Origin of the sequence: Enterobacter sp. 61D5, assembly GCF_034107965.1 — a bacterium.
Lineage (GTDB): Bacteria > Pseudomonadota > Gammaproteobacteria > Enterobacterales > Enterobacteriaceae > Enterobacter > Enterobacter cloacae_M.
On sequence record NZ_JAWNFK010000004.1, the window covers coordinates 430,059 to 451,411 of the forward strand.

Annotated in this window: 16 protein-coding genes; 2 read left to right on the forward strand and 14 right to left on the reverse strand. The window is 58.7% G+C overall.

Annotated elements, in window-relative coordinates; genetic code table 11:
• Positions 1-9: 9 nt before the first annotated feature.
• A complete protein-coding gene (locus UTM25_RS04885) occupies positions 10-756 on the forward strand; it encodes a GntR family transcriptional regulator (RefSeq protein WP_194400595.1) in 747 nt (248 codons plus the stop codon).
• Here the strand turns inward: UTM25_RS04885 and UTM25_RS04890 are convergent.
• The 3 genes from UTM25_RS04890 to UTM25_RS04900 are packed head-to-tail and all read right to left on the reverse strand — an operon-like array spanning position 730 to position 3,958.
• Positions 730-1,683 (reverse strand): PfkB family carbohydrate kinase, encoded by a 954-nt coding sequence (locus UTM25_RS04890; RefSeq protein ID WP_194400597.1) that lies wholly within the window; start codon positions 1,681-1,683, stop codon positions 730-732. The genes UTM25_RS04885 and UTM25_RS04890 overlap by 27 nt on opposite strands.
• The gene (locus UTM25_RS04895; protein WP_194400599.1) at positions 1,680-2,684 is read right to left on the reverse strand and encodes an ADP-ribosylglycohydrolase family protein; all 1,005 of its coding nucleotides are present in this window, start codon (positions 2,682-2,684) and stop codon (positions 1,680-1,682) included. Before UTM25_RS04895 ends, UTM25_RS04890 begins: the two co-directional genes overlap by 4 nt.
• Entirely contained in the window at positions 2,681-3,958 is a 1,278-nt protein-coding gene (locus tag UTM25_RS04900; protein WP_320714387.1) for a nucleoside permease, read from the reverse strand. Before UTM25_RS04900 ends, UTM25_RS04895 begins: the two co-directional genes overlap by 4 nt.
• A gap of 250 nt (positions 3,959-4,208) precedes the next feature.
• On the opposite strand from UTM25_RS04900, the gene fbaB reads away from it, so the two are divergent.
• Positions 4,209-5,261: a class I fructose-bisphosphate aldolase gene (fbaB, locus tag UTM25_RS04905; protein ID WP_023312424.1), complete on the forward strand. Its 1,053-nt coding sequence runs from the start codon at positions 4,209-4,211 to the stop codon at positions 5,259-5,261.
• A gap of 56 nt (positions 5,262-5,317) precedes the next feature.
• Here the strand turns inward: fbaB and yegS are convergent, their stop codons facing one another.
• From yegS to UTM25_RS04960, 11 genes are all read right to left on the reverse strand, one after another.
• Positions 5,318-6,217 carry a lipid kinase YegS gene (gene yegS, locus UTM25_RS04910; protein ID WP_029739883.1) on the reverse strand — a complete coding sequence of 300 codons (900 nt, stop codon included), beginning with the start codon at positions 6,215-6,217 and terminating at the stop codon, positions 5,318-5,320.
• A gap of 160 nt (positions 6,218-6,377) precedes the next feature.
• On the reverse strand, positions 6,378-6,983 hold the full coding sequence (locus UTM25_RS04915) for a hypothetical protein (protein ID WP_194400601.1): 606 nt from the start codon (positions 6,981-6,983) through the stop codon (positions 6,378-6,380).
• A 7-nt stretch (positions 6,984-6,990) separates the two neighbouring features.
• Positions 6,991-7,956, reverse strand: a complete 966-nt coding sequence (locus UTM25_RS04920) for a hypothetical protein (RefSeq protein WP_194400603.1) — start codon at positions 7,954-7,956, stop codon at positions 6,991-6,993.
• 416 nt (positions 7,957-8,372) lie between these two features.
• Positions 8,373-9,734: a tRNA 5-hydroxyuridine modification protein YegQ gene (gene yegQ / locus UTM25_RS04925; RefSeq protein WP_023312421.1), complete on the reverse strand. Its 1,362-nt coding sequence runs from the start codon at positions 9,732-9,734 to the stop codon at positions 8,373-8,375.
• A 153-nt stretch (positions 9,735-9,887) separates the two neighbouring features.
• On the reverse strand, positions 9,888-10,220 hold the full coding sequence (locus UTM25_RS04930; protein WP_090419592.1) for a YegP family protein: 333 nt from the start codon (positions 10,218-10,220) through the stop codon (positions 9,888-9,890).
• 135 nt (positions 10,221-10,355) lie between these two features.
• Positions 10,356-11,078, reverse strand: a complete 723-nt coding sequence (baeR, locus tag UTM25_RS04935) for a two-component system response regulator BaeR (protein WP_032642850.1) — start codon at positions 11,076-11,078, stop codon at positions 10,356-10,358.
• Entirely contained in the window at positions 11,075-12,478 is a 1,404-nt protein-coding gene (gene baeS / locus UTM25_RS04940; protein WP_194400605.1) for a two-component system sensor histidine kinase BaeS, read from the reverse strand. Before baeS ends, baeR begins: the two co-directional genes overlap by 4 nt.
• Positions 12,475-13,890: an MFS transporter gene (locus UTM25_RS04945; protein WP_194400607.1), complete on the reverse strand. Its 1,416-nt coding sequence runs from the start codon at positions 13,888-13,890 to the stop codon at positions 12,475-12,477. The genes baeS and UTM25_RS04945 overlap by 4 nt, the downstream gene beginning before the upstream one ends.
• Positions 13,891-16,968: a multidrug efflux RND transporter permease subunit MdtC gene (gene mdtC / locus UTM25_RS04950; protein WP_194400608.1), complete on the reverse strand. Its 3,078-nt coding sequence runs from the start codon at positions 16,966-16,968 to the stop codon at positions 13,891-13,893.
• Positions 16,969-20,091: an MdtB/MuxB family multidrug efflux RND transporter permease subunit gene (locus UTM25_RS04955; RefSeq protein ID WP_194400609.1), complete on the reverse strand. Its 3,123-nt coding sequence runs from the start codon at positions 20,089-20,091 to the stop codon at positions 16,969-16,971.
• Positions 20,091-21,293: an MdtA/MuxA family multidrug efflux RND transporter periplasmic adaptor subunit gene (locus UTM25_RS04960; RefSeq protein WP_194400610.1), complete on the reverse strand. Its 1,203-nt coding sequence runs from the start codon at positions 21,291-21,293 to the stop codon at positions 20,091-20,093. Before UTM25_RS04960 ends, UTM25_RS04955 begins: the two co-directional genes overlap by 1 nt.
• Between the last annotated feature and the right edge of the window lie 60 nt (positions 21,294-21,353).

The following is a 21,353-nucleotide window of genomic DNA, read 5'->3' on the forward strand; positions in this document are numbered from 1 at the left end:
AAAACAGAGATGGAACAAGCGCATACCCGGTTAATCGCTCAACTGAATGAACGGATCGCCGCGCCTGACAACGCGCCGCTGTACCTGAAATTTGCCGAAACGGTAAAAAACGCTGTGCGCAGCGGGGTGCTGGAGCACGGGAATATTTTGCCCGGCGAGCGCGATCTGAGCCAGTTAACCGGGGTGTCGCGCATCACCGTGCGAAAGGCGATGCAGGCGCTGGAGGAAGAGGGCGTTGTCACCCGCTCCCGTGGCTATGGCACGCAAATCAACAACATCTTTGAATATTCGCTGAAAGAGGCGCGCGGTTTTTCCCAGCAGGTAGTGCTGCGCGGCCAAAAGCCCAATACGCTGTGGGTCAACAAGCGGGTGGTGAAGTGCCCGGAAGAGGTCGCAAACCACCTGTCTATACCTCCGGACAGCGAGGTCTTTTTGCTCAAGCGCATTCGCTATGTGGATGACGATGCGGTGTCGATTGAAGAGTCCTGGGTGCCGGTTGGCCTCATTCCCGATCCCGATGCGATTGGCATTTCGCTGTACGATTACTTCCGCAGTCAGAATATTTTTCCGCAGCGCACCCGTTCACGGGTTAGCGCCCGAATGCCGGACAGCGAGTTTCAGGCGCACATTAAGATGGACGAAAAAATACCGGTGCTGGTGATCAAGCAGGTTGCGCTTGACCAACAGCACCGGCCGATTGAGTACAGCATCAGCTACTGCCGCAGCGATCTATACGTCTTTGTGTGCGAGGAATAATTCGTCGCGAGTCGGGGCGCAGTCCCCGCCGCGGTGGCTGACTACCCAGGACGCCACGGCATTCCCCAGCAGAACGGCGTCTGCCAGTGACCATCCCGCCGCCAGCCCGGCAAGCGTGCCGCCCGCGTGGCTGTCGCCAGCGCCAATGGTATCCACAACCGTCGCCGGAAACGCCGGAACAACGCCTGAGGTATTACCGTCATACCACGCGGCGCCGTCTTTATCATGGCGCACAATCAGCGCGGCGCCGAAGCGATGCTGCCACTCCACACCCAGGTTTTCAGCCGCTACGCCCAGCCGTTCGGCTGCGATCTCCGCTTCCTGACGATTGAGCGACACGATCGGCCTGCGAGCCATAATCCGCGCCATCAGCGCGTCGGGAATATCCGCGATGCGTGGGCCGAAATCGATAAATGCCGTCACGTCCTGCAACCCCTCCAGCCAGCGTGTCAGCAGCTCGCCGCACGGTGAGGCCAGCTGATAGCCGGATAAATAGACCAGGCTGTTCGACGGGATGTTGAGCACATCAAGCCAGCGCTGCTGCCACTGGTTCTCCACGCCGCTAAAGGACATAAAGGTGCGCTCGCCGTCTGGCTCCACCAGCGCCAGGCACCAGCCGTTATCGCCGGTTTCGGCCGCAATGGCGCTGTGCAGATCCTGCTTCGCCATGGCGTTGCGAATAATATCCGCCCAGACGCCGTGACCGACGGGCAGGGCGTTTTGCGACGCAATGCCGAGCCGTTTCAGGGCGATGGCAATGTTTAGCGCGCAGCCGCCAATATTCACGCCCTGCTGTTTGAGCTCGATATCGCACCCGCGCCAGGGCAGGGCGTAGGCGTCGGCGATGACGTCTATCACCGCTGCGCCCAGCACCGTCACCGGGCGCGCGGCGTGCAGGGTGTCGAGACGTTGGGCAAATGAACTCATACGCCCTCCCTTTGCTCCCGGTAGTGCAGCAGTTTCTCGCAATAGTGGCCGAAATCGAGCCGGTTGACGGCGTCGAGTTCGGCTTTGAGCGCCGGGTCAATCGCCTGCACGCCATGGAGCGCGCCGCAGATGGCCGTCGCCATCGCGCCAATAGTGTCGGTATCGCCGCCCAGGTTGGCGCATAAAATGGCGCAGCGGTTCGGGTCGGTTCCCGCCAGTTCGACCATCGCAATGGCCGCCGGAACGGACTCAATGGTGCTGGTTCCGGCCCCCACGAGCTGGTAAACCTGCTCGCTGGCGGACTCAACCCCGTTGGCTTCCCGCACGGTCTTAAGTGCCAGTTCAATACGTGCCGCCAGCGACGCGCTGAAGGTGGTGGTTTTCGCCTCCTGCGCATAGCGGGCGATACCCGGCAGCGCATCGACGATGTTCTGCCAGCTTTCACCGTCGATAGCGCGGGAAACCGCCCAGGCAATCACCACCGCGCCGGCAATAGCGAGGTCCGATTTATGGGTCGGGCTGGAGGCCAGCGCCACCTGCTCAACAAAGTGTTCCAGACGCGTGGCCGGAAGCAGGCAGCCCAGCGGGGAGGCGCGCATCGCCGCCCCGTTAGTCACGCCGTTGTTGTCCAGTTCGCTAACCGGTTTGCCGTCGCGAATCGCGTTAAGCGCGATTTTGGAGGTCGGGCCGAGCACGTTCTTATTAAACGCGTCGAAATCGAGCGCCCAGCGCAGAATATGCTTGCCGATAACGTCCGCGTTGATGTCTCCCTCACACTCAATAATCGCATCCGCCAGGCACAGCGCCATTGAGGTATCGTCGGTGAACTCTGCCTGTCTGAAATAGCAGGCCGCATTATTCTCTGCCGGGCCGGGTAAAAAGCGGTCGATCCAGCCGAAGTGCGCCTTGACGCGCTTTCTCGGCCACAGCTCCGACGGCATGCCCATCGCATCCCCTAACGCCTGCCCGTAAAGGGCACCGAGAACACGTTCTTGTTTCATTTAACTTCCCCTTGTGTCAGCGCGGCATCGCCATCAACCACCGCAATTGCGGCGATCTCTTTATCCGATTCGCGGAAAAACAGCATAAACAGCACTGCAATCACGGCAATCATGATTGCACCAAACGTCCACATTCCGGCCCAGTTGAAGGTCAGCCCATTCACCGGCTCTTTGTATGCGAACATTTTTTCCATCATCACGCCGCCCAGGCGGTAACCCAGCAGGCTACCAAAGCCCTGACAGCACAGCGTAATCAGGCCTTGCGCGGCGGTGCGCATATGCACCGGCGCTTTTTTGTCCACGTAGATGTACGCGGTGACGTAATAGAAGTCGTAGCTAACGCCGTGCAGCAGAATGCCGAGGAACAGCAGGGCGTAGGTGAAGTACTGTTCCGCTCCGCCGTAAACGAAGAACCCGTAGCGGATGGCGGCGGTAATCAGGCCCAACAGTAAGACCTTCTTAATACCAAAGCGTTTGGTAAAGAACGGCAGGGCGAGCATAAAGAAGATTTCGGAGAACTGGCCGAGCGTCATCCAGCCGGTGGCGTTTTTCATCCCCACTTCGGTGAGATAGCCGTTGGCGAAGATGTAATAGAAGGCCAGCGGCATGGCGAACAGGAACGAGCAGAAGAAGAACACCAGGAAGTTTCTGTCGCGCAGCAGGATCAGCGCGTCCAGCCCGAGCATCACTTTGAAATCCAGCTTGCCGGTACTTTTCGGCGGCGTATTCGGCAGGAACAGGGCAAAGATGCCGAGCAGGGCGGAGCTGGCTGCCGTCATCAGCAGCGGAATATTGGTATCGGAAATATCGCTGTAGCCCAGCATCTGCGGCAGGAACCCGCACGCCAGCCCGGAGGCGATCCAGCCGATGGTGCCCATCACGCGGATGCGCGGGAAATCGGCCTCGACGTCGTCCACGTTGGCAAAGGCGATACTGTTGGTCAGCGCGATGGTTGGCATATAGGTCAGGGAGTAAACCAGCAGCAGCGGGAAGAAGGTGCTGAACTGGGTTTGCTGTGCGGCGAAGTAGATCAGAATGGCTCCGGCGAACATCAGCGCTGACAGCACTTTCTGCGCGGCGAAGAAGCGGTCCGTCAGCGAGCCGACCAGAATCGGGGAGAGGATCGCGGCAATGGCGGTACAGGCGTAAGACCAGCCGATTTCTCCGGCGGTAAAACCGCTTTTGCTCAGCCACAGCCACAGCGGCACAAACCACGCGCCCCAGATAAACCATTCAACAAACATCATGAATGACAGTTGGACTTTCGTTTTCATTTTTTAATCCTGCATGTCAGAGAGGGTACGCCTTTAACATACCACTCAATAATACCTTTTAAATACCTTTGTGGCGATTGTTTGATCAATGTAACAGTTTTGTTGTACACGAATCGAGCCAGCAGATTGTGCTGAAAAAGAATGCAAAAGGTGGAAAATCTGTTAAGTCGGTACCAGGCTTAGTCTGCCCATAAAAGATGGGACTGGATAAACACACACCGACACGACGTCGGACTTACGGGAGTATCACATGACTGATATTGCGCAGTTGCTTGGCAAAGACGCCGACAGCCTTTTACAGCATCGTTGTATGACCATTCCAGCCGACCAGCTGTATCTGCCTGGTCACGACTACGTTGACCGCGTGATGATCGATAACAACCGTCCGCCTGCGGTCCTGCGAAATATGCAGACGCTCTACAACACCGGGCGGCTCGGCGGCACCGGGTATCTCTCTATCCTGCCGGTGGACCAGGGCGTTGAGCACTCTGCGGGCGCCTCTTTTGCGGCGAATCCGCTCTACTTCGATCCGAAGAACATTGTTGAGCTGGCGATTGAAGCGGGCTGTAACTGCGTGGCCTCTACCTACGGCGTGCTGGCCTCGGTTTCGCGTCGCTATGCCCACCGCATTCCGTTCCTTGTGAAGCTGAACCATAACGAAACTCTTAGCTACCCAACCGAATATGACCAGACCCTCTACGCCAGCGTCGAGCAGGCGTTCAACATGGGCGCGGTGGCGGTAGGGGCGACGATTTACTTCGGCTCCGAACAGTCCCGTCGTCAGATTGAAGAGATCTCTGCGGCGTTTGAGCGCGCGCACGAGCTGGGCATGGTCACCGTACTGTGGGCATATCTGCGCAACAACGCGTTCAAAAAAGACGGCGTGGATTACCATGTATCCGCCGACCTGACCGGGCAGGCGAACCACCTGGCGGCGACCATCGGCGCGGATATCGTGAAGCAGAAAATGGCCGAGAATAACGGTGGCTATAAAGCGGTGAACTTTGGCTACACCGACGATCGCGTTTACAGCAAGCTGACCAGCGATAACCCGATCGACCTGGTGCGCTACCAGCTGGCGAACTGCTACATGGGCCGCGCGGGGCTGATTAACTCAGGCGGCGCGGCGGGCGGTGATACCGACCTGTCAGACGCGGTGCGTACGGCGGTTATTAACAAACGCGCGGGCGGCATGGGGCTGATCCTTGGCCGTAAGGCGTTTAAGAAATCGATGGCCGACGGCGTGAAGCTGATCAATGCGGTTCAGGACGTCTATCTCGACAGCAAAGTCACGATTGCCTGACGGCTCCATCTCCCTCTCCCGGTGGGAGAGGGCATCATCGCGCACCGTGCGAAACATCAGCGCAAAAGCACGCAGTCCGGCGGCAGCCGACACTGTAGCGCGCCGGGCAACACCTCAATGCGGAACTGCGTCCCGCTCAGCGGCTCTCCGTCGAGGTTAAAGGTCATCCCGTGGGGAGCATTCACTTCAAACCACGCCGATTTCCCGGCGATGATATTTGGACTCTCTTCCGGCTGCGTCAGCGTGGTAAACAGCGCGGGCAGCAGGCCGTCGCCAGTGAAAATACGCAGCTGGAGCTGACCGTCATTAATCAGCGCCTCCGGGCACAGCTGCTGCCCGCCGCCAGCCTGGCGGCCATTGCCAATCCCAATCACCAGCGCGTCCCCCTGCCACTGAAAATCCTCGCCGCGAATTTCGCAGCGGTCAGGCTTGAGGGTGTCCATGCGCATCAGGCCGTGGATCAGGTACGACACGCCGCCCAGCGCCGCCTTCAGCTTTTCCGGCGTTTCGCTGGTGATGCGCGTGCCAAACCCGCCCGTCGCCATATTGATAAAACAGGTTTTATCATTCACCTGCGCAATATCCACAGCAGTGGCCTTGCCGAGGATCGCCAGCTGGAGCGCCTTCTCTAACTCCTCCGGGATCCCGGCGCTGGTGGCAAAATCATTGGCGGTGCCTAGCGGTAAAATGCCCATCACCGGCCGGTTTGCCGGGGGCAGGTCGATAAGCGCTGACGCAATCTCATTGATGGTGCCATCGCCGCCGCCGGAAATGATGGTGCTGACGCCAAGCCCAAGGGCTTCATTGATATAGCGTGCCGCGTCGCCTTTTTCCCACGTCACCCTGACGTGAATGCGCGCGCCGTCTTCACGCAAACCCTGAATTGCCTGACGCAACAGATCGTTGCCTGCGCTTTTGCCATTGAGAATCAATAAACTGTCTGGATAGGTTGCCATCCGCGCTGCTCCCTTTTTTAGCGTTAGTAAGAGTGTATAGCAGAGAGGAAAAAAGCGGGTAAGAACAGGATGAAAGGGAGAAAATAAGGCTGCGGAAAGGGGATTTATCCCCCTTCGTGGCGTTTACCTTTTATACGCCGGTCCCTCAATTGACGCTTGGTCAACGTTTGAGCCCTGCCATTTGCCTGTTCTCGATTTTCAACTGCTTACGCCATACCCGATTATGTAGCGTTAGCGCAATTGAACGGTAAAAGACAGATGTATTCATCCACACGATATTCAGGCAGAAAAATCCCAATCCTAATAATGAGGTTATTTGCGGTGTGTAATTCTCTACAGAGCCGAATAAAAGCGAGATCCACGTCCAGATAAAATAAACGATGCTCATCAAGCCAGTCAGTGTAATGACAGAAATATGCAGTTTATATCCCGTTAAGGACCCTCTGGCAGTTAAAAACATCGTGCTCATTACAATCATGCAATACACCACTGCTGCAAGGAATACTCCCATCATTACCTTAAATTCAGGTAAGCCGAGCAGGCGAAATAGCAACATCCAGACAGACACTTGTAGCATAGCGTAGCAAAAAATAGTGAGTAATGTACTTATTGCTAAGGGAATACCTGTCATATGTACACCCACAGGAACACCGAACTGACCTTTTAAGCGATCTTTCAATGATTCAAGCCGTTGGCAATCGTCAGTCGCCATTTCACCTGTTATCACAGCACTTAATGCAAGGCTCTTTTTGATGTAATTTATCATGTCCGGGTCAATAACTTCCTGTAAATGAAAATGACTGAATCAAACCAAAAACGTATTTACCAGATTGTGTAATATTCTGAGGATTCCGGATTGTACCCGAGATAGCACTGCCAACAAATGCTGAGGAGTTTGAAATAGCATTCAACAGCTCTCGCTGTAAGAGCAGCTGCAGCGCTTCCGAGGGGTAACGTTTAGGGTAAACGCCAGCTTTCATCGCTGCTTTAACCCCTGAATTAGAGATCCCGGGATTTCGAATACGAATGATTTCCTCAGTTAACCGCGTGCGGTCCGCTCGGCTCATTTTTTGTAATAACGAGAGTAAACTTTCGGACGTCGAGCGATTAAGTAGGCGGTAGGTTAATACTGCGCTTTTTAGACCCGCAGCAGCCCCGGCAAGTGAAATCGCATCAAGAGCAGTATTGGTTGCGGTATACCACTCCTGGGAATCCATCCACGCAACATAGTCATTATGATTCATGGCAATAAGTGACAAGCGGCCAAGCCCGTTTGCACACTGAATTCCTGTTGCTACACCACCAGCGACAATCACAGCGGCAACAGCACCGGAAGAACCTGCGGTGAGAGGAATGGCCATACCTGCACCTGCAGCAAGTACGACAGTAAGAATGGCAGCTCCGCAAGAAATCGCCGTAGAACCTATTTCAGTCGCTAATGATGGTGACTGAATCGTCGTCGTCGTTGCCTGGAGAGGGTTACTTGATGAGGCGTTTACTTTAGTGATGACGACATGACTTACCGAGCTTTCGTTTGGCGTCGCAATCCGTCTTGAGGGTCTCACTAACCACTGACGCGCACCGTCTGAGTAGATGATCCCAACCTGGCTAAAGTTACGGCTGCAGTCCAGCTGATTGGCAAGGGCGGTGAAATTAATATCGCCCCCGGAGGCTAGACCCAGACTGCGTGCGAGTTCGTAATCCGGAATATCCTTTGAAATCTGACCAGGAAAAGTCATGTTGTCTCTCCGTCCGTGTGAAATCGTATAACGCTGAGAAATTAAGAGTAAAGGGCATGCTATGGACAGGAATTAGGAATGATCCGAATAGCGCGCCATCCTGCCAGAACCAATGAAAATTGTGATGGATATCTTATACCCGCCCGATTTTCGTAAAAGATCTTCCAGCAGACGCTGTCGCGAATCAACACCCTTCATTTGGTGGGGCGGTACAATTTCATTCTGACTCAGTGGACTGAATTGTACAAAAAATAAGCCCGCGTAAGGGAGATTACGCAGGCTAAGGAGGTGGTTCCTGGTACAGCTAGCATTTATGGGTTATGTTTTTCAGCGGGGGGATAATACCCGTATTGAACGAAGCGGTATGTGATCCGATTCTAAGAATTATCCCAGCGCGAAAAAATTCCCCTGATTAACTATTTGCCGTGTGGGTTTCGGGTGCTTTCACCGTTAAAGTTACGCATCAGCAGCGCAAACTTCAGCTCTACTTCTTCCGGAACCGGCAGCCAGACGGTATGGCCGTCACCCGGCGCCACGTCAATCGCCTCGCCTTTGCCGTTTTCCAGATGTTCCAGCGTGAAGTTCATGTTGCCCTGCGGGGTCATCAGCTCCAGGCTGTCGCCTTTGGTGAATTTGTTTTTCACCGCCACGGCCGCCAGCGCGCCTTTGCGCTCGCCGGTGAAGTCGCCGACAAACTGCTGGCGCTCGGAAACGGAGTAGCCGTGCTCGTAGTTCTGGTAGTCATCGTGAGTATGACGACGCAGGAAGCCTTCGGTATAGCCGCGGTGCGCCAGGCCTTCCAGAGTTTCCAGCAGGCTGGTATCGAACGGTTTACCGGCCGCAGCATCGTCAATGGCTTTGCGGTACACCTGCGCGGTACGCGCGCAGTAGTAATAGGATTTAGTGCGGCCTTCGATCTTCAGAGAGTGCACGCCCATCTGGGTCAGACGCTCAACGTGGGCGATGGCGCGCAGATCTTTCGAGTTCATGATGTAGGTGCCGTGCTCGTCTTCAAAGGCGGTCATGTACTCGCCCGGGCGTTTGGCTTCTTCAATCATAAACACGCTGTCGGTTGGCGCGCCGATGCCCAGCGTCGGCTCGACGTTGGTCACCGGGATAGGCTCGTGCTTGTGCACAATATTACCGACGTCATCCTCTTTGCCTTCCTGGACGTTGTATTCCCAGCGGCAGGCGTTGGTGCAGGTGCCCTGGTTCGGGTCGCGCTTGTTGATATAGCCGGAGAGCAGGCAGCGGCCGGAGTAGGCCATGCACAGCGCGCCGTGAACGAAGATTTCGATTTCCATATCCGGCACCTGGGTGCGGATCTCTTCGATCTCTTCAAGAGAAAGTTCGCGGGACAGGATGACGCGAGTCAGCCCCATCTGCTTCCAGAACTTCACCGTCGCCCAGTTGACGGCGTTAGCCTGGACGGAGAGGTGAATATCCATCTCCGGGAAGTTCTCCCGAACCAGCATGATTAAACCCGGGTCCGACATGATCAGCGCGTCCGGCCCCATATCCACCACCGGCTTCAGGTCACGAATGAACGTTTTCAGCTTGGCGTTGTGCGGCGCGATGTTCACGACCACGTAGAATTTCTTGCCCAGGGCATGCGCTTCGTTGATGCCGAGCTGCAGGTTCTCGTGGTTGAATTCGTTGTTACGCACGCGCAGCGAGTAGCGCGGCTGGCCCGCGTAAACGGCGTCGGCACCATAGGCGAAAGCGTAACGCATATTTTGCAGCGTTCCCGCCGGGGAAAGGAGTTCCGGTTTAAACATGTTTGTTCTCGTTCTGATGACAGGTCAGATCCGCGGCACCAGGTGCAGCGGTAAGGGGAGATCCCCCACTTTAAGGGCGGGCATTGTAGCGCTGCGGGGCGGGGAGGTAAAGCGCCGGGTCGCGTCACCGCTCTCCCGGCGCGCGTCGTGCTGTCAGGTGTTGTCTTTTACCGTCTGGGTAGACCCGTTAGTTTTGACCGAGGCGATGCCCTTATCACGCGATTGTTCCGTTGCATAAAGCTGGCTGCTGCCAATCACCTGATGGTTGCCCGCCTTTAGATTGAAATGGAACTTACCGTTAGAGGCCGTTTTCTTCTCATAGCGCTCGTCCAGGGGGCTGTTCGTGCGTACGGAGGCAATGCCGTTTTCGGCGGCACTTTTGCTGGTGTAAAGCTCGCTGGTCAGAACGATCTCTCCGTTTCCAGCCTTCAGCACAAACCTGAACTGACCATCACTGCTTTTACTTAATTCGAACCAACCAGACATAGGAACTCCTTGATCGAAAGTAAAATGAGAGGCACCAGTTATCAGTAAGCGAACCGGTAAAAAGAGTATGGTTGATTCCTGAATTGATTCCAGAAAAGAAAAACCCGCCTTAGGGCGGGTTTCTTCGTCGAAAGGTCACGCAATCCTGCACGCATCCGCTTCCCAGCGATACCCCACGCCATACACCGCGCGGATAAAAGACTGCTCGGCGTCCAGCGCCTCCAGCTTGCGGCGCAGGTTTTTGATATGGCTGTCGATGGTGCGGTCGGTCACCACGCGGTAATCGTCATACAGGTGGTTCAGCAGCTGTTCGCGGGAGAACACTTTTCCCGGCTCGTGGGAGAGGGTTTTCAGCAGGCGGAACTCCGCAGGCGTCAGGTCCAGCAGCTTGCTGCGCCAGCTCGCCTGGAAGCGGCTTTCGTCGACAATCAGCGGGCTTTCGGCGTCCAGTACCTGAAGCTCGCGCTGCGGCCTGCAGCGGCGGAGAATGGTTTTCACGCGGGCGACTACTTCACGCGGGCTGTAGGGCTTGCAGATGTAATCGTCCGCGCCAATTTCGAGGCCCAGAAGGCGGTCAATCTCTTCAATTTTGGCGGTGACCATGACGATCGGCACGTCGGAGAAGCGACGAATTTCCCGGCACAGGGTCAGCCCGTCAACGCCCGGCAGCATTAAATCAAGCAGGATCAGATCCGGCGGGGTCTGGCGCACGTATGGCAGCACCTGGTCGCCGTGGCTTATCAGCGATGGAGCGTAGCTGGCCGCGCGTAAATAGTCGATCAGAAGCTGCCCAAGCTTCGGCTCGTCTTCCACGATCAAAATGCGCGGCGTGTTTTCGTCAATCGGTAACTCGGTCATACTTCTCTCGATAAATCCCGTTCCAGAGGTAACTCTACTGTAATGCTAACCCCGCCAAAAGGCGAATGGGCGGCGCGGATCGTGCCATTATGCGCCTCAACGATGTTAACGCAAATCGCCAGCCCCAGGCCGGAACCGCCGCTGGCGCGGTTGCGGGAGCCTTCGGTACGGTAGAAACGTTCAAACAGTTTTTCCAGCTGCGCGTCCTGCACGCCGGGGGCGGAATCCGCGAAGGTGAGGGCAAAGCGTCCGTTTTCCTGCCTGCCGGAGATATGCAGCCCGCCGCCGCTGTCGGTGTAGCGCAGGCTGTTTTCCAGCAGGTTATTGAACAGCTGCATCAGCCGGTCTTTGTCGCCAAACACCACCGCGCTGTCCGGCAGGGAGAGGTCGATTTTCAGGTTGCGGCTGGCAAACCGCTCGCGGAACGCGCCGCTGATCACTTCCAGAATGTTAATCACGTCCACCGGCGCCTTCTGGTAGGCCAGCGCGCCTTCGTCGGACATGGAGAGCTGGTGGAGATCGTCCACCAGCTTGGTGAGCGTGCCCACCTCTGCCTGCAGAGAGGCCACCGATTCGGGCGTAAACTGGCGCACGCCGTCCTGTATGGCCTCCAGCTCGCCGCGCAGCACCGCCAGCGGCGTGCGCAGCTCGTGGGAGATATCGGCCATAAAGTCGCGGCGCATCTGCTGGTTCTTCTCCAGCGTGCTGGCGAGCTGGTTAAAATCCTGCGCCAGCTTGCCCAGTTCGTCCTGGCTGCGGGTATCGACGCGGGTGGTAAAATCCCCTGCGGCCAGCTTGTGCGTGCCTTCCACCAGCCGTTTCACCGGGGCGAGCAGGCCGCGCGCCAGCGGGAAGGTGGCGAGCGCGGCGAGCAGGGTGGAGAGGGCGACAATCAGCCAGCTGGTCCGGCGCTGCTGGCGATCAAAGTTGATGTCGGTGTTGCGCGTCAGGCGCTCTACCGGCGAGGCGATAACCCAGCCGACGGTCGCATTATTCACCTTAATCGCCCGGCGGGCGCCGTCCGGTGGTATCGGCGCACGCGGACCCACCAGCGTGCGCATGTCCTGATCAATCACCCAGAACTGGGTGCGCCAGCCGTGCGGCGGCATGCCCGGCCCCGGGCGATCGTCACCGGTATCGTGCTCAAGCGAGCGCAGGATCTGGAAAATAAAGCGGTCGTTATTGCGCAGAAAACGCCAGTTGCCGTGCTGGGCGTACTGTTCACTCAGCGCATCGCTTAAGCCCTGTAAACGCTGTTCATTGCCATGCTTGATGTAATCAATAAAACCGCGCTCAAAGCTGATCCGCACCGCCCAGTGCATGGTGATCAGCAGGACGATACAGGTGGCAAATATCGCCACGAAGAGCTTGCCGGTAATGCCCGGACGCCAGAATTTCATGAACCACTCCTTTTGCCGCGCCTGATGACGACGTTCTTGCTGGTATCATCCGGCACTCTGGCGAAGATGAAAGCGGGCAGGGCGATGATGACCGCCATGCTGAGATAGGTATACAAAAAGACCTGATGCGCCACCGGCGTGTCGACGCTGAGATGGTGCTGGCCGTACATGCCGAGCAGTAAACCCGCGATGGTCACCCCGACGCTCATCGAGAGCTGCATGATCATCGACAGCAGGCTGTTGCCGCTGCTCGCCAGATCGTCCGGCAGGTCCTTCAGCGTCAGGGTATTCATCGACGAGAAGCGCATGGAGTTTACGATCCCCTGGCAGAACAGCACCAGCGGCAGAACGTAGTACCAGCCCATCAGCGCCACGGCCATAAACAGCAGACTCACCAGCGCCAGCCCCAGCGTGGCGGTCACCAGCACGTGACGGTAGCCAAAGCGGTTCACCACCTGCACCACGATGCGCTTCATTCCCATGCTGCCGAGTACCATCGGGATCATCATCAGGCCCGCGTGGAACGGCGAAAATCCCATTCCGATTTGCAGGAAAACGGGCGTCATAAACGGCAGCATGCCGCTGCCGACGCGCCCGGCGAAGCTGCCGAACAGGCCAAGGCGATAGGTGGGGTTTTTAAACAAGCTCAGGCTGAACAGCGCCTTATCGTTACCTCTGGCATGCCGCAGATACCACAGTATGGCGGTAACGCCGAGCGCGATCAGAAGCCCGAGCGTCAGGGGCGAAATCCCCAGCCCTTTTTGCCCGTCGAGCGCCAGGGTAAGCGTGGCCATGCCCGCCGCCAGCAGGATAAAGCCAAAGAAATCAAAGCGCCGCGTCTGCATTTTGTAGTTCGGCATCAGCGTCAGGGTGGCGATGGCGCCGATGATGCCAACAGGAAGATTGATTAAGAAGATCCAGTGCCAGGAGGCGTACTCCACCAGAATGCCGCCGAGCGCCGGGCCCAGCAGCGGCCCCACCTGGCCGGGCAGGGTCACAAAGGTCATCGCCGCCATGTACTGCTCGCGCGGCACAATCTTCATCACCGTTAGCCGCCCGACGGGCACCATCATCGCCCCGCCGATGCCCTGCAGCACGCGCGCCATCACCAGCTGGTCGAGCGTGTTGGCCTGGGCGCAAAACAGCGAGCCGGTGGTAAACAGCACGATGGCGGTAAAGAAGATGTTCCGCACGCCCACTTTGTCCGCCAGCCAGCCGCTGGCAGGCAGCATGACGGCCACCGTCAGCACGTAGGAGACAATCACCATATGCATATGCAGCGGGCTCTCCCCCAGGCTTTTCGCCATGGAGGGGAGGGCGGTGTTGACGATGGTCGTATCCAGCGACTGCATAAAGAAGCCGAAGGCGACTATCCATAATTGCCAGCGAACGTTGCTGGGAAGCTCGGTCATTTACCCGTTTACCGTTTCTCTGTTTTTACGCGAAAAGCGCAGCCGCAGGCGGTCGAAGAACAGATAGACCACCGGCGTGGTGTACAGCGTCAGCAGCTGGCTCATCACCAGGCCGCCGACGATGGTGATCCCCAGCGGCTGGCGCAGCTCTGAGCCGTCGCCGCCCGAGATAACCAGCGGCAGCGCGCCAAACAGCGCCGCCAGAGTGGTCATCATGATCGGACGAAAACGCAGCAGGCAGGCCTGGAAGATCGCCTCTTCCGGCGACAGATTGCCGTTGCGCTGGGCGTCCAGGGCGAAATCGACCATCATGATCGCGTTTTTCTTCACAATGCCGATCAACAGCATGATCCCGATGAGCGCGATCAGGCTGAACGGCGCGCCAAACAGCTCCAGCGCCAGCAGCGCCCCTACGCCCGCCGACGGCAGCGTCGAGAGAATAGTCAGCGGGTGAACGTAGCTCTCATACAGCACGCCCAGCACAATATAAACCGTGGCGATGGCGGCCAGAATCAAAATCACCTGCGAGTTCATCGTCTCCTGGAACACCTGCGCGGTGCCGGCAAAGCTGCCGCGTACGGTGGACGGCACGCCAAGCTGCGTCATCGCGCGGTTAATTGCGTCGCTGGCTTCAGAAAGCGACGAACCGGCGGGCAGGTTAAAGGAGATAGTCGACGCCGCCGATAGCCCCTGGTGGTTCACCGACAGCGGCGCGTTGGCCGGCTGCCAGCTGGCAAAGTAGGAGAGCGGAATCGCCTTGCCGTCGTTGTTAATCACAAACATTTTGTCCAGGGCGCTGATGTCCTGGGTGTAGCGCGGATCAACTTCCATCACCACCTTGTACTGGTTCATCGGCTGGTAGATGGTGGAGATCTCGCGCTGGCCGAAGGCGTTGTTCAGCAGGCTGTTGGCGGCTTCAACGTTAATGCCCAGGCGCGACATGGTTTCGCGGTCGTAGGTCAGGGCCATCTCGGCGCCGTTGTCCTGCTGATCGGAGTTGACGTCCGCCAGCTGCGGCAGGGCGGCCAGCGCCTTGCGGATCTTCGGCTCCCACTCGCGCAGGGCGGCTAAATCGTCCGAGAGCAACGTGTACTGATAGCTGGCGTTCGCCTGACGGCCGCCGACGCGGATATCCTGAACGGCCATCAAAAACAGGTTTGCCCCCGGCTCTTTGGCGAGCTTCACCCGCAGGCGGTCAATCACCTGCTGGGCGGTTTCGTTGCGCTCGCCGCGCGGTTTCAGGGTAATAAACATCATCCCGCTGTTGACGCGTGACCCGCCGGTAAAGCCGGTGACGTTATCCACGGCTTTGTCTTCACGAATGATCTTCATAAAGTCCTGCAGCTTGCCGCGCATCGCCTGGAACGAAATGCTCTGGTCCGCCTGAATCCCCCCCATCAGCACGCCGGTGTCCTGCTCCGGGAAGAAAGTTTTCGGGATGGTGATGTACATCCAGACGTTGAGCACGATGGTACCGATCAGCACCAGGCCGACCAGCCGGGTATGGTTCAGCACCCACTTCAGCGATTTGCCGTAGCCTTCCTGCATCGCCATCAGGAAGCGACCAAAGCCTTTGCGGCGCGGCTGCGAATGGGGCTTGCTGCGCTTGAGCATCCAGCCGCACATCATTGACGTCAGCGTTAGGGAGATCGCCAGCGAAATCCCGATGGCGACGGAGAGGGTGACGGCAAACTCGCGCAGCAGCCTGCCCGGCAGCCCGCCCATCAGCAGCAGCGGCAGGAATACCGCCACCAGCGACAGGCTCATGGAGAGCACCGTAAAGCCCACCTCGCGCGTGCCCTGCAGGGCGGCCTGCAGCGGCTTCACGCCCGCTTCCAGGTGGCGGGAAATGTTTTCCAGTACCACGATGGCGTCATCCACCACGAAGCCCGTCGCTATCGTCAGGGCCATCAGCGACAGGTTGTTGAGGCTAAATCCGCACAGGTACATGGCGGCAAAGGTACCGATCAGCGAGACCGGCACGGCCACTGCCGGGATAAGCGTCGCGCGGCCGGAACGCAGGAACAGGAAGACCACCAGGATCACCAGCGCGACGGAGATAATCAGCGTTTGCTCCACCTCTTCAAGCGAGGCGCGAATGGTCGGGGAGCGATCCTGGGCAATTTGCAGATCGATTGCTGCCGGGATGGTCTCCTGCAGGTCCGGAAGACGGGCGCGAATGCTGTTCACCGTCTCAATAATATTCGCTTCCGGCAGCTTGCGGATCATCAGCAGAATGGCCGGTTTAGCGTTGGTCATCCCGGCGTTGCGCACATCCTGCACCGAGTCGGTGACGCTGGCAACGTCGCTCAAGCGCACCGCCGCGCCGTTGTTGTAGTGAATAATGAGCGGCTGATATTCCGCGGCGGTTTTCAGCTCGTCGTTGGTGTGGATCTGCCAGCGGTGGTTGCTGTCCTCAATCGCCCCCTGCGGTTTGCGGACGTTGGCCGTGCTGATGGCGGAGCGCACGTCATCCAGCGACACGCCCTGGTTGAACAGCGCTTGCGGGTTTAAGCCCACGCGCACGGCGGGCAGGGAGCTCCCGCCGACGCTCACGTCACCGACGCCGTTAATTTGTGAAATTGTCTGCGCCAGCTGGGTAGACGCAAAGTCGTAAAGCTGCCCCTGAGAATACGTGTCCGAGGTCAGCGTCAGGATCATGATCGGCGCATCGGACGGGTTGGCCTTGCGGTAGGTTGGGCGGCTCGGCATCCCGCTCGGCAGCAGGCTTTGTGCGGCGTTGATGGCCGCCTGCACGTCGCGCGCCGCACCGTTAATATCCCGGTCGAAGCTGAACTCCAGAATGATGCGCGTGCTGCCCAGCGAGCTGCTGGAGGTCATCTCGTTGACCCCCGCAATCCGCCCAAGGGAGCGTTCCAGCGGCGTGGCAACCGACGAGGCCATGGTCTCCGGTGATGCGCCCGGCAGCGAGGCGCTGACCATGATCACCGGGAAATCCACCTGCGGCAGAGGCGCTACCGGCAGCAGCCGGAAGCCCAGCACGCCGCAGAGGGTAATGGCGAGCGAGATTAAAATCGTCGCCACCGGGCGATAAATGAAGAGGGCGAAAAACTTCACTTATGCCTCCTCTTCACGTTTCGGGAAGCGGCTTTTGGTCCACAGCGCCAGGCGGTCGAACAGCAGGTAGATCACCGGCGTGGTGAAGAGCGTTAGCACCTGGCTCACCAGCAGACCGCCGACCATGCCGATACCCAGCGGGCGGCGCAGCTCCGCACCGACACCGGTGCTGAGCATCAGCGGCAGCGCGCCCAGCAGGGCGGCCAGCGTGGTCATCAGGATCGGACGAAAACGCAGCAGACAGGCCTGGAAGATGGCGTCGCGCGGCGACATGCCCTGCTCGCGCTCGGCGGCCAGGGCGAAGTCGATCATCATGATGGCGTTTTTCTTCACGATCCCGATAAGCAGGATAATGCCGATGATGGCAATGACGTCCAGCTCGCTGCCCGCCAGCATCAGTGCCAGCAGCGCCCCAACGCCCGCCGTCGGCAGGGTAGAGAGGATGGTGATCGGGTGGATAAAGCTTTCGTACAGCACGCCAAGCACGATGTACATCGCCACGACCGCCGCGACGATAAGCCAGATGGTGTTACCCAGCGCGGCCTGAAACGCCAGCGTGCTGCCCTGGAACTGGGTCTGAATATCGGACGGGAAGCTGAGCTCTTTTTCAGCAGCCTGAATGGCCTCCACCGCTTCGCCGAGAGAATAATTGTCCGGCACGTTGAAGGAAATGGTGGTGGACGGGAACTGATCCAGATGGTTGATCGACAGCGGGGTATAGCGTTCTTCCACCGTGGCGATAGCGCTCAGCGGCACAATGCCGCCGTCTTTGCTGGTCAGGCGCACCGAGTCCAGCCCCGCCAGGCCGGGCGTATTCTCCGTGTTATGCTCCAGTACCACGCGATACTGGTTGGCCTGGGTGTAGATGGTGGAGATCAGGCGCTGACCGAAGGCGTTGTACAGGGCGTTGTCTACATCCGACATGGTGATGCCCAGGCGGCTGGCGGTATCGCGGTTGACGTTCACGTATGCCGCCAGGCCTTTGTCCTGCCAGTCGCTGCTGACGTCGGCGAGCTGCGGCAGGGTGTTTAGCTTATTCACCAGCTGCGGTACCCAGGTGCTGAGCGCGTCCAGCGTGGTGGCCTGCAGCGTGAACTGGTACTGCGTGCGGCTGACCTGGGTATCAATGGTCAAATCCTGAATCGGCTGCAGGTAAAGCTCAACGCCCGGCACCCGCGCGACGGCGTTTTGCAGACGCTCAATGACGACGTTGACGCGATCGTCGCGTTCATCCAGCGGCTTGAGGTTGATCTGCAGACGCGCGCTGTTGAGCGACGGGTTGGTGCCGTCGACGCCCACGTAGGAGGTTAGGCTCTCGACCGCCGGATCCTTCATGATGATTTCAGACACCTGCTGCTGGCGCTGGGCCATACTGGCGAAGGAGACCGACTGCGGGGCCTGAAGCGTGCCCTGAATAATGCCGTTGTCCTGGATCGGGAAGAAGCCTTTCGGAATGAAAATCCACAGCATCACGCTTAGCGCCAGGGTTCCCAGCGCCACGCCGAGCGTGGCCCACGGATGGTTCAGAACTTTCGTCAGCACGCGGCCGTAGGCGGCAATAATACGCTCGAACATGCGCTCGGAGGCGCGCGAGAAGCGGTTTTGCTTGCGCAGGGACTCGTGGCTCAACATGCGGGCGCACATCATCGGCGTCAGGGTCAGCGACACTACGGCGGAGATCAAAATGGCGACCGCCAGCGTCACGGCAAACTCGCGGAACAGACGTCCGACGATATCGCCCATAAACAGCAGCGGGATCAGCACCGCAATCAGCGAGAAGGTCAGCGAGATAATGGTAAAGCCGATTTCGCCCGCGCCTTTCAGCGCGGCCGCCAGCGGTTTTTCACCTTTCTCGATATAGCGCGAAATGTTCTCGATAACGACGATGGCGTCATCCACCACGAACCCGGTGGCGATGGTGAGCGCCATCAGCGTCAGGTTGTTAATCGAAAAATCGAGGAACACCATCACCGCAAAGGTCCCGACCAGCGAGAGCGGCACGGCAACGGCGGGAATAATGGTTGCCGGGACGTTACGCAGGAACAGATAGATGATCATGACCACCAGCGCAATCGCCAGCATCAGCTCAAACTGGGTGTCGGTGACCGACGCGCGAATGTTCGTGGTGCGGTCGGAAAGCACCTTCACGCTGACCGATTTCGGCAGGCTTTCGATCAGCTGCGGCAGCATGGTGCGGATGCTGTCGGCGGTTTCGATGATGTTAGCGCCCGGCTGGCGCTGCACGTTCATCACGATCGCCTGCTGCCTGTTGGCCCAGGCGCCGAGCCAGCTGTTTTCCGCGCCTTGCTCCACGGTCGCCACGTCGCCCAGACGCACCGGGGCGCCGTTCTGGTAAGCAATAATCAGCTGACGGTATTCATCGGCGGACTGCATCTGATCGTTGGCAGAGAGCGTCACGGCGCGGGTAGGGCCGTCCAGCGAGCCTTTTGCCGAGTTAACGTTGGCGCTGCTGATGGCGGTGCGGATGGTTTCGCTGGTCAGGCCCAGCGCGGCAATCGCCTGCGCGTTAAGCTTCACGCGCACGGCGGGGCGCTGGCCGCCCGCCAGCGTGACGAGGCCGACGCCGGAGACCTGTGAAATTTTCTGCGCCACGCGCGTTTCGACCATGTCTTCGACCTGGGTCATCGGCATGGCGGAGGAGGTGACGGCAAGCGTCATGATTGGCGGATCGGCCGGGTTCACCTTGCTGTAGACCGGCGGGTTGGGCAGGTCTGACGGCAGCAGGTTGGTGGCGGCGTTGATGGCGGCCTGCACCTCCTGTTCGGCGACGTCCAGCGACAGCGTCAGCTGGAACTGCAGCGTCACAACGGATGCCCCGCCGGAACTCTGGGAGGACATCTGTTTTAGCCCGGACATCTGGCCGAACTGGCGCTCCAGCGGAGCGGTAATGGCGGACGTCACCACGTCCGGGCTGGCGCCTGGATAGAGAGTGACAACCTGAATCGTTGGGTAATCCACCTCCGGCAGCGCCGACACGGGCAGGAAGCGATAGCCGATAATCCCGGCGAGCAGGATCGCGACCATCAGCAGCGTGGTGGCGACAGGACGGAGGATAAACAGGCGTGACGGCCCGCCTGTAGAGCCTGGGGGCATCACCTGCATCAGGATTTCTCTCCCTGTTTCGCAGGTTCAACCACTTCCACTTTGGCCCCTTCGGTCAGACGGTCAATGCCGTCGGTGACCACGCGGTCGCCTGCGGAAAGGCCGGCGGCGATGACCACCGTCTGGCTGTCCTGGATACCGGTTTTCACCAGGTGCTTGCTGACCTTATTGTCGCTGTTAAGTACCCAGACGAAATTACCTTCGTTACCCATCTGCAGCGCAGCTGTGGGGATCACTACCGCGTTCTCTTCGGTGGCGACCAGCATACGCGCGTTGACGAACTGGTTCGGGAAGAGGGCATCGTCCTGATTGTTAAAGCGCGCCTTCAGCTTGATGGTGCCGGTGGTGGTGTCGATCTGGTTATCCAGACTGAGCAGAGAACCTTCGCTCAGCTTCTGCTTGTTGCTGCGGTCCCAGGCTTCCACCACCAGCCCTTTACCGGCTTTTTGCGCCTGCACCACGGTCGCGATTTCGCTTTCCGGCAGGGTAAAGACTAAATCAATCGGGTGGGTCTGGGTGATCACCACGATGCCCGTGGTGTCGCCGCTGGAGATCTGGTTGCCGATATCGACCTGCTTCAGGCCCACGCGCCCGTCAATCGGCGCGGTGATGCGGCTCCAGTCCAGCTGCAGCTGTGCGCTGGCGACGGCGGCCTCGTCGGCTTTGATGGTGCCCTGCGTTTCGCTGACCAGAGACTGCTGGGTGTCCAGCTCCTGACGAGATACGAGGTTGGTTTTCACAAGCTGCTGGTAGCGGGCCAGATCGCGGCGGGCGTTGGCGAGCGTGGCTTTGTCTTTCGCGAGCTGCCCCTGCGCCTGGGCGAGGGCGACTTTAAACTGGCTCGGGTCTATTTCGGCCAGCAGATCGCCCGCTTTAACCTGCTGACCTTCCTGGAAGTGAATGGCCATCAGCTGTCCGTCGACGCGGCTGCGCACCGTCACGGTGTTGGCGGCGGTAATGGTCCCAAGGCCAGTAAGATAGCGCGGAACGGCTTTATTCACCGCCGTTGCCGCCTGTACCGGCGCCAGCGCGCCGCCGCGCATGCCGTGACGCCCTCCGCCTGTCGGGCGCTGTGCCTGACTGCTGGCACCGGCGGGAGCAGCGGAGTTCGCGGATTGACTGTGCCAGTACCATGCGGCGGCAAGGACCACCACAATGATGCCTGCGGCAATTGCCCAGCGGGATTTGTTACTGCCTTTCATCGTTATACGTTCTCATCCTGAAGACTTCGGGGAATGATACTAGTTTAGTCAGCTAACACA

Bases quoted from the DNA above. Each gene is read 5' to 3' on its own strand.
- UTM25_RS04895 (WP_194400599.1), bottom strand. From the start codon at position 2,684: ATGAAACAAGAACGTGTTCTCGGTGCCCTTTACGGGCAGGCGTTAGGG.
- yegS (WP_029739883.1), bottom strand. From the start codon at position 6,217: ATGGCAACCTATCCAGACAGTTTATTGATTCTCAATGGCAAAAGCGCA.
- UTM25_RS04930 (WP_090419592.1), bottom strand. From the start codon at position 10,220: ATGTCTGGTTGGTTCGAATTAAGTAAAAGCAGTGATGGTCAGTTCAGG.
- UTM25_RS04920 (WP_194400603.1), bottom strand. From the start codon at position 7,956: ATGACTTTTCCTGGTCAGATTTCAAAGGATATTCCGGATTACGAACTC.
- UTM25_RS04945 (WP_194400607.1), bottom strand. From the start codon at position 13,890: ATGACCGAGCTTCCCAGCAACGTTCGCTGGCAATTATGGATAGTCGCC.
- UTM25_RS04960 (WP_194400610.1), bottom strand. From the start codon at position 21,293: ATGAAAGGCAGTAACAAATCCCGCTGGGCAATTGCCGCAGGCATCATT.
- baeR (WP_032642850.1), bottom strand. From the start codon at position 11,078: ATGACCGAGTTACCGATTGACGAAAACACGCCGCGCATTTTGATCGTG.
- baeS (WP_194400605.1), bottom strand. From the start codon at position 12,478: ATGAAATTCTGGCGTCCGGGCATTACCGGCAAGCTCTTCGTGGCGATA.
- fbaB (WP_023312424.1), top strand. From the start codon at position 4,209: ATGACTGATATTGCGCAGTTGCTTGGCAAAGACGCCGACAGCCTTTTA.
- UTM25_RS04900 (WP_320714387.1), bottom strand. From the start codon at position 3,958: ATGAAAACGAAAGTCCAACTGTCATTCATGATGTTTGTTGAATGGTTT.
- UTM25_RS04890 (WP_194400597.1), bottom strand. From the start codon at position 1,683: ATGAGTTCATTTGCCCAACGTCTCGACACCCTGCACGCCGCGCGCCCG.
- UTM25_RS04955 (WP_194400609.1), bottom strand. From the start codon at position 20,091: ATGCAGGTGATGCCCCCAGGCTCTACAGGCGGGCCGTCACGCCTGTTT.
- yegQ (WP_023312421.1), bottom strand. From the start codon at position 9,734: ATGTTTAAACCGGAACTCCTTTCCCCGGCGGGAACGCTGCAAAATATG.
- UTM25_RS04915 (WP_194400601.1), bottom strand. From the start codon at position 6,983: ATGATAAATTACATCAAAAAGAGCCTTGCATTAAGTGCTGTGATAACA.
- UTM25_RS04885 (WP_194400595.1), top strand. From the start codon at position 10: ATGGAACAAGCGCATACCCGGTTAATCGCTCAACTGAATGAACGGATC.